Here is a 17340-nt window from a genome sequence, read left to right on the forward strand (position 1 = left end):
GTACCTTGCGCCCTGGCGCCTTGGCACTCAGGCACTTTCCTCTTTTTTCCTTAAAATCCCTAAAAATCAAGGTCCTTTTTGGAAATATCTCCCATTCCCCCTACCTTTGCCTCCCTAAATTTTAGGACAAAAACTCTGAATTTATATGGCTAATCACAAGGCTACCAAGAAGGATGTTCGTCAGGCAACTAAGCGCCGGGAAAGAAATAAATATTACGGTAAAACCACCCGTAATGCCATTCGTGACCTGCGCTCTCAGGAGGAAAAAGCGGCAGCCGGAGAAGAATACCCCAAGGTAGCTTCCATGATCGATAAACTCGCTAAACGCGGTATCATCCACAAGAACAAAGCAGCCAACCTGAAAAGCAAGCTGGCCAAGAAGGTGAATACCCTCGCCAAGTAAGCTTTTAAATAATTTATAAAAAAAGGCATCCATACCGGGTGCCTTTTTTATTTTTAGCCAAATTATGCGCATGAGAAAGTCTTCCCCTCTTTTCCTCATCCTCCTGTTGATGGCATTCCGTTCACAGGCCCAGGTGCCGGTGACCCGCTTTGAAAAGACCATGGGAAAGGAAACACCGGTGTACACCGAAGTGATCGACTGGTGGCAAAAGCTGGATACGTATTCAGGGAAGGTCAAGATGCTCACCATGGGGATGACCGATGCAGGGTATCCACTCCATCTGGTGGTGATTGCCAACAATGGCGATCATAATTTTACCAATATCCGGAAGAACAATAAACGCGTTTTCCTGATCAATAATGGCATTCACCCGGGTGAGCCAGATGGTATTGATGCCACCATGCTCCTGGCCAAAGACATTGTACTGAATAAGATCAAGCTTCCTGATAATGTGGTGTTGGCGATCATTCCCGTGTATAATATCGGAGGCTGTCTTAACCGTAGCCCTTATTACCGGGTGGATCAGGATGGGCCCAATGAATTTGGTTTCCGGGGTAATTCGCAAAACCTTGACCTGAACCGTGACTTTATCAAAGCGGATTCCAAAGAAGCCCGATCATTTGCCGAGATATTTCATCTTACCCAACCCGATGTATTTCTGGATAACCACGTCAGCAACGGGGCCGATTATCAGCATGTGATGACGCTGATCGCCACGCAGCACAATAAACTGGGTGGAGAAACCGGGACCTATCTGAACAAACAAATGGAACCGGGTATCTATGCCTCGATGAAAAAAAAGGGGTATGACCTTATACCCTATGTAAACAGTTTTGGAGATACACCCGAAGAAGGCTGGCCTGAATTTTTTGAAGGCCCTCGGTATGGCAGCGGCTATGGCGCTTTATGGTCCACCTTTTCTTTTGTGGCCGAAACGCATATGCTAAAACCCTATCCTCAACGGGTAGAGTCTACGCTGGAGTTGATGAAGAGTTTTATTGATTTTATTTCTGCCAACAGTGAGGCCATTCGCATGGCCCGGGATAAAGACCGCAAAGCCGTGTTGAACCAGGTTGAATTTCCGCTGACATGGAAACTTGATAAGAGCCGGTACAGCGAGCGCTTATACAAAGGGTTTAAGTCGGGATATAAACCCAGCGAGATTTCGGGACAGAACCGGTTGTATTATGACCGGGCAAAACCCTATGAGACCACGGTCAGGTTTTATAATTTCTATGAGCCTGAACTGGTGGTGCGTAAACCAAAGGCCTATATCATTCCACAGGGATGGTGGCCGGTGATCGATCTGTTAAAGATCAATAAAGTGCAGATGCAGGTGTTGAAAAAAGATACCCTGATCGAAGTGGAAGTGTACCACATTGATGATTATAAATCTGCCACACGCCCTTATGAATCCCATCACATGAACACGGATGTGAAAACTTCGGTCACTAAAGAGATGGTGAAATTCAGAAAAGGGGATATCTATATTCCCATGAACCAGGTGGCCAATCGTTTTTTGATAGAAACGTTGGAGCCCCGAGCGCCGGATTCCTATTTTGCCTGGAATTATTTCGATGGTATACTCGGGCGAAAAGAAGGTTTCTCCGGCTATGTGTTCGAGGAAACAGCCGCGGAATATCTGAAAACCCATCCCGAACTAAAAACGAAATTGGAAGAGAAAAGAATGGCCGATAGCAATTTCGCGAAGAACGGGCGCGCGCAATTGAATTTTGTCTATGAAAATTCGGTGTTCTTCGAACCGGATTATTTAAGGTATCCGGTGTATAGGGTGGGGAATTAATTTTTTCTCGCTGCTGTGCGAAACCTCTGGTTTCGCACGTGTATCTTGTCGCCTCTGGCGACACGAGTAAAGTTCAATGCTATGCGCGTAAATATTTAATTTTTGTCGACCTTCTTAAAAATAAACCTTCCAATAACCATAGTGGTAAACAACACCGCAATACTCAAATACCCCACCCAATTGTAGTGCATTATTTTACCCGAGGCCTTATCGGTAAACACAATGGCTCCTGCGGCCAGGGAGGCGATCCCGCTTCCCAATTGCTGTACGCTTCCATTCACACTCATAAAACTTCCACGTTGTTCACTGGATACCACTTCACTGATCATGGCCTGTGCGGTAACCGCACGACCTGTGGCCAGCATGAACCAGAGTGCAAAGAAGCCCAGGATGATGGAGAAATGCACATTCGGCATGGCCGTGATGATCAGCACCATGAACAGCGAAAAAAAGACCGACCAGAGAAAGACCGGCAGTTTTCCCACTTTATCTGAATAACGTCCGAGGAAAATAGCCGCTACAAATGAAGCGATCCCCCCGGACAGATAGATCAGCGGGATATTGCCTTTGGAGAATCCTTTGTTGAATTCCAGATAGGGGTTGATAAAAGGGATGATGAGAAAATGCCCCATCATCAACAGACAGGAAAAGATCAGGGCCGTACGCTGGCTTTTATTTTCGACGACTGTTCGGATGGCATCGAATCGGATCTTTTGTTCTCCTTTCCGTATATGGGCAACCATCGAGGGAAGGTAAATGATCATAAAGGGGATGAGCACTGTACCTAATCCACCAATAACAAGAAAGGGCACATGCCAGTTGAATTTGAAAAGATTGGTAAGATAAAGGCTGATGGGTACGCCCAGGATGGAGGCTGCGGCAAATGCACTCATGACAGCTCCCATGGCGCGGCCTCTTCGTTCATAGGTAAAAAGATCGGCTACAATGGCCAGGGCCTGTGCACCGAGGATACCACCAAACAATCCAGCCAGAATACGGGCGGTCAATAAGAGGCCATAGCTGGGGGCCACCCCACATGCCAGGGTTCCGAGGATGAAACCAATATAGGCGACGATGAGTGCCTTCTTTCGGTCAAACCGGTCAATGACCATAGCCACAACGAGACCGGATATACAGGCACTGATGGAATAGGACGCTACGAGTATGCTGAACTGTTGGGCACCGATATGAAAGTAAGGCATCAGGTAGTTGCTCAGCGGCATCATGATCATGAAGTCGAGGATATGCGTAAAATTCAGTGCCGCGAGCAGAAAGAGGATGATTCGTTCGGTTTTTGTCATGTTTCGGAGGCAAATGTCGGGATATTTGTTGAATTCGTGCTATAACCACTGAGACACAGAGGCACAGAGGAATTAATGGAATTGATTTTTGCGTGGAAAATTTAGTTTATCAAATAACGCTGTGCCCTTGTGACTCTGTGGTAGTAATCCCTATCTTTAAGCTACAAATAAACCCGCTATGAATCGCCGAAAATTTCTCCGCGACAGTTCCCTCGCCACCGCCGGTATCACCATTCTGAACTTTCCTGTATTTGGAAAGAACGCCCCGAGTAACAAAGTATTGATCGCTGTAATGGGAGTGAATGGAAGAGGCGCCTATCTGGCAGATTGTTTTTCCCAACTACCCAATGTTGAGGTCGCGTATATCTGTGATGTGGAAGAAAAGGCCATTGCGAATGGCTTGCGTCCATTTGCCAATAAACCCCGTGCACCAATGGTGATAAAGGATATTCGTGACCTGGTAAAGATGAAAGATTTTGATGCCCTGGTCATTGCCGGACCGGATCATTGGCATGCACCGGCCACGATCATGGGAGTGAAGAATGGTAAACATGTGTATGTGGAGAAACCACTCAGTCATAACCCCTACGAAGGAGAATTAATGGTTGACCTGATGAAATTGTATCCCAACACCAAAATACAAATGGGTAACCAACGCCGCTCCATGCCCAATCTCATTGATGCGGTGAAACAGGTGCGGGAGGGTGCCATTGGCGAGGCTTATTTAGGAAAAGCCTGGTATGCGAATAACCGGAAATCCATTGGTACGGGAAAGAAAGTACCTGTACCGGGTACGCTTGATTTTGATCTCTGGCAAGGCCCCGCTCCGCGTCGTGATTACCAGGACAATTTGGTTCACTACAATTGGCATTGGTTCTGGCATTGGGGAACGGCGGAAACCTGTAATAACGGAACGCATGAAATTGATATGTGCCGCTGGATGCTGGGAGTCGATTTCCCCACCAAGGTAGCTTCCATTGGCGGACGTTACGCCTTTAAGGATGATTGGGAAATGCCGGATACCCAGGTGGCCAGTTTTGAATTTGGTACTGCCAAAAGCATCACCTGGGAAGGCCGTAGCTGTAATAAGTTTGAAGTGGAAGGAGGGGGACGTGGATTCATCATCTACGGCACCAATGGTACGCTGGTAAACCGGGGGAATGATGATTACGCGATCTATGATGCCAATAATAAACTGGTAAAAGAAATGAAGGCGGGTGCCTCCAATGCCGCCACCAATACGTTAAGCGCCAATGGTAACCTGGATTTTTTCCATTTGCATAATTTCATCAACAGCATTCGGGGTGAAGCTACCCTGAATTCTACCATGGATGAAGGACATAAGAGTGTATTACTCTGTCATCTTGCCAATATCGCCCAGCGAAGAGGTACTACCTTATTCTGCGATCCTTCCAATGGCCATATCACAAATGACTCGGAAGCGATGAAGTTGTGGAGAAGGGAATATGAGAAAGGGTGGGAGCCGGTGGTGTAGGTTGGATGTTAGATGTTGGATGACGGATGTTGGATGACAGATGACTGACTTCTATCCAAAATTTCATTCCATTTAAGAAACCTTTCATCTGACAACAGTCATCCGTCATCTGTCATCCACCATCCAACAACCCCCTCTCACAACCTCTTCAACTTAACACTCCGAAAGTTAACCGCATCACCATGGTCTTGTAATAAAATACGACCGGCGGGGGCTTCGCCAAAATTCTCCCAGACCTTGTACTTGCTGATCGCCACAAGATCGCGGTAGGCTTGAGAGCCACGCTGGTATTCCACTACTTTAATGCCATTGAGATAATGCTCCACGCGGTTATCGGGGTACACAACGATCCTACCCCGGTTCCATTCGCCGGGTTGACGAATAAAACGGGTTGTTTTTTGTGCTTTGATCAGATCATAAAGTGAAGCGAGCGTGCGATTGCCCTCGCGGCCCATTTTGGCATCGGGGTGCAGACTGTCATCGAGTAATTGATATTCCAACCCAATGGCCGATCCTGCACTCTTTTCATTCAGCGTGACAAAGTATTTAACACCGCTGTTGGCACCTTTGGTCAATTTAAAATCAAACGAAAGGTCAAAAGCACTAAAGGTTTCATTGGTCACAATGTCACCGCCGTTGGTGGATTCACCTCCATTGGAAGCCAGTACACGCAACTCGCCGTTTTCGATCTGCCAGCCTTTCTCGGGGAAATGGTCTTTGTGTGCGCCGGTCCAGCCGGTAGATGTTTTACCATCAAACAAAAGCGTCAATCCATTTTTCTTTTCCCAGGGGCTTAAGAAATTCGGGATCATATTGACAATATAAATTCCATTTGAAGGGCTGGCTTTGAGTTTGGAAGTTTTGATCCGGATATTTCTCCAGTAAACCTTGCGTCCTGCATGGTCGGGGTTTCCAATACCATGTACCTGTAAGGCAATAAATCCTGTGGCATCTACGGTATCGATCAGAAAGGCCGCTTCTTTTCCATTGATAAAAGTCCGTAAGGTATGACCGATCGCTTCGATACGGATCTTGTTGTATTCATTTAGCCTGAATGCATCCTGTACCCCTGGATTGAGTGTAAGGGGATAGAGCCATTCACGACGCGCCTCGTCATAAATGCCACCTGTCCAGCGACGTGATGAAGGATCTACTTCAAACTGATAACCATATACACGGCCTTTCCCGTTATTTGCTTGCGGATCAAAATGGCTGCGGAACTGTACGCCGGTATTGGAAGTGGTATCTTCTACCTTCATTTCCAGTTCCAGGATAAAATCACCGTATTCCTTTTCTGAAACCAGAAAGGTATTGGGTGAATTGGGAACACTGGTCCCTACAATAGCGCCATCGCGTACCTCGTATTCGCCGGTGCCCGCGACCTTCTTCCAACCGTTGAGGGTTTTTCCATCAAAAAGCGGTTGCCATTGGGCGTTTGCCTGAAGGGAATAAAGGGCAATAAGCAGAAATATCTTTTTCATGAATTAGTTTTTAAAAAGAATTAGACAATGTTCTCCCAGCGTTCGATACGCTTGTTGTAGGAGGATTGATTGATCATATCCACACAAATGGCGGAGGTGGCGCCGGTCTGCACATTACTGGTCGGCAAACCGCCTTCGGTCACTACCTTATGAAATTCCACCAGCGCATACCAGGTACCATCTTTCATTTTTTCTTTTACCAGCGGCATACCGCCTTCTTTGTTCCATTCTATTTTGGTGGCGCCGGAAACGCCATCAACCGTTTCAAGTTCTTTCCGGGTTTGTTTCTCGGGATAATAATAGCCTTCGTTCATCAATAATTCAATGGTGCCCCGGCTTCCTTTGAGTTTAAAGATATATCCTTCGCGTTCATTGGCACAGGTAGCGCCAAAATTGCCGATCATACCAGCTTTATTGTACCGCAAAACGGCTTGCAGGTTATCAAAGGTCTCCCGGCCATCGGGATAAAAGTCAATTCCACCGGTGGCATAGATCTCATCCGGATGGGTATCATAGGCCCAGTTGATAAAATCGATCTGATGCGAGAGGAGTTCGGCGGCCAATCCACCACTGTATTCTTTATACATTCGCCAGTTGATCTGGCGGTCGGTATAGCCGTCGGGTACCGGTCTTCTCCAGTCCCAGTTCCGGTCCCAGCGGCAATGGATCTGCGTCACTTTTCCCAGGGCTCCTCCTTCGATCATATCCCGGATGCGAAAATAGAGTGGGGTATATCTGTATTGGTGTCCTACCTGAAAGATCTGTTTGGGGTATTCTTTGCAAAGTCTGACCAGCTTACCTGCCTGTTTACGGTTATAGGTCATCGTTTTCTCCAGGTAAACATGTTTGCCGGCTTTTAAGGAAGCCACGGCCATTTCGTAATGGAGATGCAGGGGAGCGGCGATCCACACGGCTTCCACTTCTTTTTTATTGAGCAGATCCTGATAGTTATTGTAATAGGACCAATTCTTACCTGAAAAGTCTTTGCGAAGCGCATCCAATCGAAAAGCAAGGTTATCACATACGGCTACGACATCAAATTTTTCTGGTAGTTCGGTGGCGGTATCGATCAATCCTCTTCCTCTGTCACCACAGCCAATGACACCGATGCGTATCGGTCGGGAATCCTGCTTGGTGGAAAAGCTTTCCCACATCTGGCGATGAAGGAGAAGGCCACCAGTTAGCCAGGAAGATTGTTTGACAAAATCACGTCTTTTCATGGGCGGAAAAGTTAGTTCATTTTCATGATTATTTTTTTCAAAAACCCGCTACTCGCTGTATCCCTTACCTCACCCTGCGCATCGCGGTAAATAAAATAGGCAGCCATATCTTTTTTGGCTTCAATAAATTCGAGGGCGTTGGCCAGTCCCATCAGCATAAGGGCATTGTCATAGGCATCTGCGGTCATGGCATCGCGGGCCCAAACGGTTACGCTGATCAGGTCGTTCTTTACGGGATAACCCGTTTTGGGATGAATGATATGATTGGCTTTTGTTCCATTGCTCTCATAATAGTTGCGGTAGCTGCCGGAAGTTGTTACGGCTCCTTCGGGTACCCGAATTTGCCGTATAAGGATGGGTTGATCCCATTCATTGGTTTCAGGAGATTCGATCCCCACCTGGAACATTTCCCCCGAAGGTTGTTTTCGGCCTTTGATGCGAATTTCTCCGCCAAGTTCTACCAGGTAGTTCCTGATACCTGCCTGTTCCAGCAAACCAGCCATCATATCTACGCTGTATCCTTGCGCGATGCCATTCATATCGATCTGCAGACAGGGATTTTTTTTAGAAACCGTATGCCCGGTGATGATCAGTTTATCTGACCCTGTACATTCCAATAATTGGTATATGCTATCCTGCGTGGGGATGGTCATACCTTTTTTTACCCCAAAACCCCAGGCCTGAACCAGCGGTTTGACAGTGATGTCAAACAGGCCGTTCGTCTCTCTCCAGGTTTCAAGGGAAGCGGTTAGTACTTTTTCAAAATGCGCGTCCATGATCAATCCACCGGTCTCGTTATTAAAGCGGTTGATCAGCGAATAGGGTTTATACAGGGAAAGTGAACTATCAATGCCATCGAGCAGGTCATCCATCATTTTTATTGTAACCAGGCTATCATTGGCATAATAGAGGACGCGATAAGTTGTGCCCTGGGCTTTTCCTTCAAGGAGGTAGGATTTGTATTCATTTTCATGGGGATGTAATAGGAACAAGAATAGTGTAGATATAATAGAGACTATAGTCGGCGCAAGAGGCATATTAATAATTAGGGATTGTTTTACTTTTAGTCCTATGCAAATCTAACAACATTTCTTCCCTTATATTCATTTGCCTTCCATGGCCCTGAAAGGGCCTCCCGTTTGTAGAAAACCCCCAATTAATACGCCCGACCCTGAAGGGGTCGCCCAAAAAAATTCAAGTCAATCAATCGGTGAAAAAATATATCTGGAATCGTATTCGATGGCAAATTGTTCAAGAAGTTCAAGATATTCCTCCCGGAAAGTCCTTTTCCTATGATGAATTTCTTGATTTTTAACGTAGTTAATTACACGATCGATTTGGGAATGGGAATAGGAGAAAACGCCATATCCCGACTGCCATGCAAATGAGCCACGGACTATTCGGTTTGTGAGAATATATGCATGGGTAGCCAATTTGATTTCCTTTACAAAGTCGGAAATGAGTACCGAAGGTTGATAGCCTACAAATAGGTGTAAATGGTCAGGCATACAGTGAACGGCCAGTAGCTTTGCTTTGCGATACGAAACCAAACCTGATATATATTTATGTAGTTCTTCCTTTCTTTCCTTTGGAATTAAGGATTGACGGCCTTTTACGGCAAACACGAAATGCAGATAAAGTTTCGAATAGTTTCCTGCCATGGGGTTCGCTTTACTCTTTTTAAACAGTGTTAATAAAAACGGGAGACCCCTTCAGGGTCTGGGCGCATTTGGTTGTTGTTTGCTACAAACGGGGGGCCCTTTCAGGGCCATATCTAATAAACAAATGAAGGAGGTGTGTAAAATTGAATGAGATGCAGCACAAGAAATGGAAATCAATTTCGATGATTGTTCTTTTTATTGATTTCCCATTATTTTCAAAAATACTTTAATTGGGTTTGATTTCTTCTTAGTGATATATCTATTTTTACGGTATGGTTAACACGACATATTCCTACAGCTCTCTCTTCACTTTCTGTCAAACCATTCTTCAAAAAGCGGGTTGTTCTGAGGCGGATGCCTTATTGGCTACGCGGGTACTTTTATCGGCGGATCTGCGGGGTGTAGATTCACATGGGGTGGCCCGGCTGAGCGGGTATATCCGTTTATGGGAAGCAAAGCGGGTAAATACCGAGCCAAATATTCAGATCATTCATGAAACGCCTTCCACCGCGGTGGTGGATGGTGATAGTGGGCTTGGCTTAGTGGTGGCACCCAAAGCCATGCAAATAGCGATTGATAAGGCAAAGCAAGTGGGAACGGGTTGGGTAAGTGTACAAAACAGCAATCACTTTGGAATAGCAGGTTATCATGCCATGATGGCCCTGGAGCAAGATATGATCGGGATCGCATTGACCAATGCAAGCCCATTGGTATCGCCCACTTTTTCTACCGAACGTTTATTAGGCACCAATCCCATTTGTGTTGCGATCCCGGCAGGGGAAGAACCTCCTTTTGTGGCCGATCTTGCCACTACCACTGCAGCCAACGGGAAACTGGAGATCCTACAACGCAAAGGCGGTGTGGCACCATTGGGTTGGATCCAGGATAAAAAGGGCAAGCCCTCCACGGACCCGCACGAGCTAAAAGGCGGAGGTGCACTGCTTCCACTCGGTGGTGACCGCGAACATGGAAGTCATAAAGGTTATGCCCTGGGGGCCGTGGTGGATATTTTCTCAGCAATTCTCAGTGGGGCCAACTATGGTCCCTGGGTACCTCCGTTTCCAGCCTATGTGCCCATGCCCGATGAACAACCAGGAAAAGGGATCGGACATTTCTTTGGGGCCATGCGGATCGATGCCTTTCGAAAGAGTGAAGATTTCAAACTACATATGGATAAATGGATCCGTCGGTTCCGTACGGCCAAGACCGTTGAGGGACAGGACCGGGTCATCATCCCCGGCGATCCTGAGCGGGAAATGGAAACCCTCCGGATGAAAGAGGGGATACCTTTACTGGCCCCGGTGGTGGAGGATCTTAAGTTTTTAGGGGAGAAGTTTACGGTAGAATTAGAAGGAAATAGCAAATAAGGAACATTCCCTATTATCTTTGCCCTCGCAAAAAAATCAATTGTACATGAAGATCATGAAATTTGGCGGTACCAGTGTGGGCAGGCCCGAGCGCATGCACCAGGTAGCGCAGTTGATCACCCGGGACGAAGAACCCAAAATTGTCGTACTCAGTGCCCTCAGTGGTACCACCAACGCCCTGGTCGCCATTGGTGATTTCCTGTCCAAACGGGAACGTGAACAAGCCAGTCAGCAGATCGCCCAGTTGGAAGCGCATTACCAGCAATTCATTCGTGACCTGTTGAAAACTGAAAAGGCCCTGCAAGCCGCTCAGGCGATCGTGGCCGAGCATTTTGAATTTTTACAAATCATCCTGAAGATATCTTTTAGTGAAGCGCTCAGCAAGGACATACTCGCACAGGGCGAATTACTTTCTACCAAACTCTTTTCCGTTTACCTCGAAGAAGCAGGTATCGATCATAAGTTATTGCCGGCCCTTGAATTCATGAGCATTGATGGCAATGATGAACCACAGGTGGGAACGATCAAAGTAAAACTCACCCAATTGCTCAAACAATACCCGGATAAAAAATTATTTGTTACCCAGGGTTATATCTGTCGCAATGCCCGGGGCGAAGTCGATAACCTCAAGCGGGGAGGAAGTGACTATACCGCCTCTTTGGTAGCCGCAGCAATCCAGGCTTCTGTGTGTGAGATATGGACCGATATTGACGGGATGCACAACAACGATCCACGTATCGTGAAGAAGACACGCCCGGTGGAACAAATGAGTTTTGATGAAGCAGCGGAGTTGGCTTATTTCGGAGCTAAGATCCTGCACCCTGCTTCTATCTGGCCTGCCCAGCATTATAAGGTTCCTGTCAAACTCCTCAATACTATGGAGCCTTCGGCCAAAGGGACGCTCATTACTGAAGAAGCCGGTAGTGTGGGGGTAAAAGCTGTTGCCGCCAAGGACAATATCATTGCTATCCGGATCAAGAGCAGCCGCATGTTATTGGCCTATGGTTTTTTGCGTAAAATATTTGAGGTGTTTGAGAAATACCGCACACCCATTGATATGATCACGACTTCGGAGGTCGCTGTTTCGCTTACCATCGACAGCCGCGAACACCTGAAGGATATCCTGAAAGAACTTGAACCTTTTGGAACGGTAGAAGTAGACGAGAATCAGGCCATCATTTCAGTGGTGGGAAATGAGATCGCTCAAACGGAGGATATCATCAAGAAACTCTTTGGCTCTATTGTAAACATACCCGTGCGGATGGTATCCTATGGCGGCAGCCCGCATAATATCTCCCTGCTCGTTTCCGCGGAGAATAAAACAAGAATCCTGCAGCAGTTGAATAAGGGGATGTTTGGGCTTGATTAGCCAATAGCTAATAGCCAATAGCCAATAGCTATTAGCTATTAGCTATTGGCTAGATTACAAGCATCGCGTCTCCGTAACTAAAAAACCTGTATTTATCCTTGATCGCCTTTTTATACGCTTCCATCGCGAGGTCATAACCGGCGAAGGCGCAGGTCATGATCAGGAGGCTGGTTTTGGGTAAATGAAAATTGGTGATCAGGGCATCCGCGATATTGAAATCGTAAGGCGGATGGATAAAGATATTTGTCCAACCTTCAGAAGGTTTCATCAGTTTCTGTGCAGTAAAAGAGGACTCCAGGGCACGCATGGTGGTAGTACCTACGGAGCAGATCCGGTTACCGCCTTCTCGGGCCTTGTTGATGATCTTACAGGCCGCTTCATCCACGCGGTAGTATTCCGCATCCATTTTGTGTTTGCTCAGGTCTTCCACTTCAATGGGGCGGAACGTGCCTAACCCGGTATGCAGAGTGACTTCGGCAAAACGGATCCCTTTAATTTCAAGCCGTTTGATCAGTTCGCGGCTAAAGTGTAAACCGGCGGTTGGGGCAGCTACGGCACCTTCGTGCTTGGCATAAACGGTCTGGTACCGTTCCTTATCTTCCTCGTCGGGTTTACGTTTGATGTATTTGGGGAGTGGGGTTTCGCCCAGGATCTCCAGCATACCACGGAAGGACTCTTCGGAGTCTTCCCACAGAAAGCGGATGGTACGTCCCCGGCTGGTGGTATTGTCAATTACCTCAGCAACCAGCTCCTCATTGTCTCCAAAATAAAGTTTATTACCAACCCGGATCTTCCGGGCAGGATCCACGATCACATCCCAAAGCCGGTTGGCCTTGTTCAGCTCCCGGAGGAGGAACACCTCGATCTTGGCCCCGGTCTTTTCCTTACGCCCGTACATCCGGGCGGGGAAGACCTTGGTGTTATTGACTACAAATGCATCCTTATCATCAAAATAATCCAGGATATCACGGAAGTGCTTGTTCTCAATTTCCCCGGTATGGCGGTGGACCACCATCATACGGGCATCTTCACGTTTTTTGGCCGGATTCTGGGCAATAAGGTTCAAAGGAAGGTCGAATCGGAATTGCGAAAGCTTCATAAATTTTGTCTATGGATTTAAGCCGTTGGACACAAACCAGGAGGTAAGTGAGGGATAGCAGGGCCCACAGGGGGCGCTGACAAGTCCGGTCTTACGGCACCGGGCCTGGTCTTTGGGCTAACATAAAAACGTGCAAAATTAAAATATTTCGCCCGTATTTTCCGTTTTCTTTTACACATTCTTTCACCTTATTTTCCTGTTTTTCACCTTTTTTGCCGCTATTTTTATGCTATTTCGGCTTTGTTTTCATCATTAAACCTTGAAACCACAAAAGACATCATGAAACGAACCCTGGCACTGATCCCCCTTTTCTTTTTGCTTATAACTGCGACCGGGCAAACCACCCGGTTCAAACCCAATAAATACCCCAGTTTGTTTTGGGAGATCTCCGGCAATGGCCTCAAAAAGCCCTCCTATCTTTTTGGCACCATGCACGTGAGCAATAAGATGGCCTTCTTCCTTTCCGATTCGTTTTATATCGCCATCCGGAATGCGGATGTGGTGGCCCTGGAGAACAACCCCGAACTCTGGCAGAAGGAAATGGACGAATATGGTACTCCCGAAGAATCGGCTTACGGGGGATACCGGAAGGACTATGAATCACCGGATATGCCCTCCGGAAATATTACCGAAAAAACCCTCCAGTTTGACCGGTATGAAAAAAGATTGGAACAGGCGCTCTATGTTCAGCCCTTTATCCTGAACAGCCTGCTCTATCGGAATTCCTATATGCAGAGCATGGATTTTGAAGAAGACACCTACCTCGATCTCTATATATTTCAAACAGGTAAAAAGCTGGGTAAAAAAGTGGCCGGCGTGGAGCAATACCCGGAGAGTATGCGGTTGATGATGGAAGCCTCCATCGATGCGATGAATGAAAAGAATAAATTGGTAAAAAGCTATGACTTTGATCCCGACCTGGCCGAGATGAAATTACAGGAAGCTTATCGGGCAGGAAATCTCGACTGGCTCGACACTATTCACAAGGCCAACAGTGAATCCCCTGCCTTTGATGAGAAATTTATTTATAAGAGAAATGAGATACAGGCGAATTCCATCGATTCCATTCTAAAACGAAATACCCTTTTTGTGGGTGTCGGTGCTGCCCATTTACCCGGTGATCGGGGAGTGATCGCGTTGCTCCGCAAAATGGGTTACCGGCTTCGCCCGATCTATATGACCAAAAGAGATAACCAACATAAGGAGACGATCGATAAGATCAGAGTGCCGGTGAAATTCCAGTCAGAAAAGTCCCCGGATGGGTTTTTTCAGGTGGAGGTACCAGGTAAACTCTATTCGTATGACAAAGAGGATTTCTTTTCCCAGTCGCATTTTGCAGATATGGCAAATGGGAGTTATTACATGGTCACCCGTCTGCGTACCCACCATCGGATATGGGGCGATTCGGAAAAAGATGTTTTGCGCAAGACTGATAGTGTGATGTACGAGAATATTCCCGGAAAGATTTTAACCAAGACGCCGATCGAACGGAATGGATACAAGGGTTGGGATATTGTCAACCGCACCCGGAGCGGGGATGTACAGCGGTCGCAGATTTTCGTCACCCCCTTTGAATTGATCGTCTTTAAGATGAGTGGCCGTGGTGAATATATTCGCCAGGGAGAAGAGGCTAAAAAATTCTTTGAAAGCATTAAGTTAAAGGAATACATGGCAGGTTCGGGGGTCAATTGGAAACCTTCCTTTGGTGGTTTTAAAGCCGACTTTCCCCATGAACCTTATATGAGCATCAACGGGGATCGTTTCTTTGAAGCGGTGGATAAAACCAATGGGATGCAATTTTCCGTACAACATCTCAATCTGACCAATTTTGAACATGCCGGCGAGGATGCATTTGAACTGCAGTTATTAAATGAAAGTTTTGGCAGCGGCGAGTACATTGATACTCTGCTCCGAACCGAATATACCCATAGTGGCGGTTACCCTTCTCTGGATGCGGTGTACCGGCATAAGCAGGGGCACCTGGTTCGTACACGGTTTATCATTCGTGGCCCGCATGTGTATAGCCTGATTGTTCAGGAGCCAAATACAAATACCGGGGCAGACGCCAAAAACATACGGTTCTCACCCGCTTCCGATCGGTTTTTCCAGAGTTTTTCCTTCATTCCCTTTGAATATGGAGAGGTAAAGGAATTTCAGGATTCACTCATGAACTTCACAGTCAGATCCCCCTGGTTTCCTGCTAAAAAGAATACGATACAACTTACACCCGGATACGGGCGAAAAATAGATGATGAATGGTCCCTGAATGAATTTGCCCGGGATAATGGTCGGATTAAACGATATGCCAATGATTCCACCGGTGAATCGGTGTTTGTTGGATTTAATATCCTGCCCCGGTATAAAGAAGTAGAGGATAGTAGTTTCTCCGAGCTGAACGATCTGCCCTGGCTGGAGGATAGCGAGGATTCGGCGAGACAGGTTAGGTACACCCATGAGTTTACTGCAAAAGACAGTTCTAAAAACTGGATCTATCATCTCAGCGATTCGGGTAGTAGCCGGATGCTGCGAATGCACCTTCGGTATAAAAATGGCACCTATCTCGCTGTGTTTACACAGGGCGATACATTGTCCGCTCCCAGTACATTTGTTCGCTCCTTCTTTGAACAGTTGGTTCCAGCCGATACGGTAAAAGGATATGACCCTTTTATAAAAAAATCTACCGTCTTTTTTGCCGACATCGCCAGTGGAGATACACTGACCCGGCAAAAAGCCTTTAATGCGGTGGAGGATGTGGAATTTGATTCGACCGATCTTCAACAACTCATACGGACCATTGATGGATTGAGTTGGAAGGATAAAAAATACCTGGAAGTAAAATCAACCATGGTCCGGAAAATGGAAGAGATCACTTCAGCGGCTTCCTCCGATCACTTGCGCAAGATGTATTTTCAGGTAGGGGATACGTTAAGTCTGCAGCATACGATACTGAGTACCTTACTTTCGCAACAAACGGCCTATGCGTTTGAACAATTCCGTTCCATCATCCGTCGTGAACCGCCCATACTCGAAGCGGCCTCCGACGAAAATGAACGGTATGTTAGTTATGGATCCTATAATCGGAACAGGTATGATGATAATGATTTTCTCAGCACCCTGGAAGACAGCCTTCCCCTGACCAAGACCATCTTCCCCGATATTCTTCCCCTGGTAAACCTGGATGACTACCGCCTGCCGATCATGAGTTTGTTGGAAACATTGATCGATAGCAACCTCGTAAAAGAAAATGATTATAGCGGCTATTTTTCTAAATTCTTTTTGGAGGCCCGGCATTCCATTCGGAAACAAAAAGTGACGGAGAAACTCAAGTCGATTCAAAAGGCCGCAAGTGAGGACGATGAAGATGAAGGAGATTATGCACCATCTTACGGCAATAACCGAAATGGAAATACCGAATTATCCCGTTATGCCTCGATTCTTTTACCTGCCTATGATAATAATCCGGATGTCAGGGATTTCTTTGATCAATTGCTCTCGTCGGAAGATAAGAACCTTCGTTTCCGTACCATGGCAAAAATGATCCGTAAGGGTAAGAAGGTCCCGGATACATTGATGGCCTATTTTGCCCAGGAGGAGGATTTCAGTTACCGCTTATTTATTTTTCTGAAAACAATCAACAAGACGGATCTTTTTCCCAGCAAGAATATGGATCAGGAAAAAATGGCCCGAAGCCTTTTGCTACTGAACCAGTCAAATGGTAAACCCGATTCACTGGTGTTCCTGAAGAAACACTGGTTGGAAAGCCGTTTTGATACCGGGTATATTTATTTCTATAAATACAAGGCGAAGAAAGACGATGCCGGGTGGAAGCTTGCTTCCGTAGGTTTGATGGCAAAAGATTCGACAGAATTTGATATGGAACCGGACAGGAGCAAGGGTTTTTATTTTTCCCCGCAATCCTCATTTTACCGGAAGTATATTTTTAACAATCAATCCGGCCGCTATTACGAAAGTGACTACACAGATCTATGGGATACGCGATTGGAAGAAGATAAAACCCTGGATGAATTGATCCTGGACCGGATCAAGCGCATTTATTATAGCCAGCACCGGAATTCCGCACAGTATTTTCAAGATGAGCGAAATCCGTATGGGTATTTTAGGTAGGGGGTTGGATGTCGG

At 46.6% G+C, this 17340-nt stretch carries 12 protein-coding genes; 6 read left to right on the forward strand and 6 right to left on the reverse strand.

The window, feature by feature from the left end; genetic code table 11:
* Window positions 1-145: 145 nt before the first annotated feature.
* Both J0M30_07125 and J0M30_07130 read left to right on the forward strand, forming a co-directional pair.
* Entirely contained in the window at window positions 146-403 is a 258-nt protein-coding gene (locus J0M30_07125; GenBank protein MBN8667264.1) for a 30S ribosomal protein S20, read from the forward strand.
* Between the two features lie 70 nt (window positions 404-473).
* Entirely contained in the window at window positions 474-2207 is a 1734-nt protein-coding gene (locus J0M30_07130) for a M14 family metallopeptidase (GenBank protein ID MBN8667265.1), read from the forward strand.
* A gap of 95 nt (window positions 2208-2302) precedes the next feature.
* Here the strand turns inward: J0M30_07130 and J0M30_07135 are convergent, their stop codons facing one another.
* Entirely contained in the window at window positions 2303-3508 is a 1206-nt protein-coding gene (locus J0M30_07135) for an MFS transporter (GenBank protein MBN8667266.1), read from the reverse strand.
* 178 nt (window positions 3509-3686) lie between these two features.
* Between J0M30_07135 and J0M30_07140 the strand changes: the two genes are divergently transcribed.
* Window positions 3687-5003 (forward strand): Gfo/Idh/MocA family oxidoreductase, encoded by a 1317-nt coding sequence (locus J0M30_07140; GenBank protein ID MBN8667267.1) that lies wholly within the window; start codon window positions 3687-3689, stop codon window positions 5001-5003.
* Between the two features lie 137 nt (window positions 5004-5140).
* Here J0M30_07140 and J0M30_07145 read toward each other — a convergent pair whose 3' ends face one another.
* The 4 genes from J0M30_07145 to tnpA all read right to left on the reverse strand — a co-directional run bounded on the left by J0M30_07145 (window position 5141) and on the right by tnpA (window position 9365).
* The gene (locus tag J0M30_07145) at window positions 5141-6484 is read right to left on the reverse strand and encodes a DUF1080 domain-containing protein (protein ID MBN8667268.1); all 1344 of its coding nucleotides are present in this window, start codon (window positions 6482-6484) and stop codon (window positions 5141-5143) included.
* A gap of 20 nt (window positions 6485-6504) precedes the next feature.
* The gene (locus J0M30_07150) at window positions 6505-7704 is read right to left on the reverse strand and encodes a Gfo/Idh/MocA family oxidoreductase (GenBank protein MBN8667269.1); all 1200 of its coding nucleotides are present in this window, start codon (window positions 7702-7704) and stop codon (window positions 6505-6507) included.
* 11 nt (window positions 7705-7715) lie between these two features.
* Complete coding sequence (locus tag J0M30_07155; protein ID MBN8667270.1) at window positions 7716-8696, reverse strand: FAD:protein FMN transferase; 981 nt, start codon at window positions 8694-8696, stop codon at window positions 7716-7718.
* 207 nt (window positions 8697-8903) lie between these two features.
* On the reverse strand, window positions 8904-9365 hold the full coding sequence (gene tnpA, locus J0M30_07160; protein MBN8667271.1) for an IS200/IS605 family transposase: 462 nt from the start codon (window positions 9363-9365) through the stop codon (window positions 8904-8906).
* Window positions 9366-9637: 272 nt separating this feature from the next.
* Here tnpA and J0M30_07165 point away from each other — a divergent pair, with 272 nt between their 5' ends.
* Both J0M30_07165 and J0M30_07170 read left to right on the forward strand, forming a co-directional pair.
* Window positions 9638-10732, forward strand: coding sequence for an Ldh family oxidoreductase (locus tag J0M30_07165; GenBank protein ID MBN8667272.1), 1095 nt, complete (start codon window positions 9638-9640; stop codon window positions 10730-10732).
* A 46-nt stretch (window positions 10733-10778) separates the two neighbouring features.
* Entirely contained in the window at window positions 10779-12101 is a 1323-nt protein-coding gene (locus J0M30_07170; protein ID MBN8667273.1) for an aspartate kinase, read from the forward strand.
* A 49-nt stretch (window positions 12102-12150) separates the two neighbouring features.
* Here J0M30_07170 and queA read toward each other — a convergent pair whose 3' ends face one another.
* Window positions 12151-13200, reverse strand: coding sequence for a tRNA preQ1(34) S-adenosylmethionine ribosyltransferase-isomerase QueA (gene queA, locus J0M30_07175; GenBank protein ID MBN8667274.1), 1050 nt, complete (start codon window positions 13198-13200; stop codon window positions 12151-12153).
* A 279-nt stretch (window positions 13201-13479) separates the two neighbouring features.
* On the opposite strand from queA, the gene J0M30_07180 reads away from it, so the two are divergent.
* Window positions 13480-17325 carry a TraB/GumN family protein gene (locus tag J0M30_07180; GenBank protein ID MBN8667275.1) on the forward strand — a complete coding sequence of 1282 codons (3846 nt, stop codon included), beginning with the start codon at window positions 13480-13482 and terminating at the stop codon, window positions 17323-17325.
* Window positions 17326-17340: the final 15 nt, after the last annotated feature.

This window comes from Chitinophagales bacterium, from assembly GCA_017303415.1.
In the GTDB taxonomy this organism is placed as follows: Bacteria; Bacteroidota; Bacteroidia; order Chitinophagales; family Chitinophagaceae; genus SpSt-398.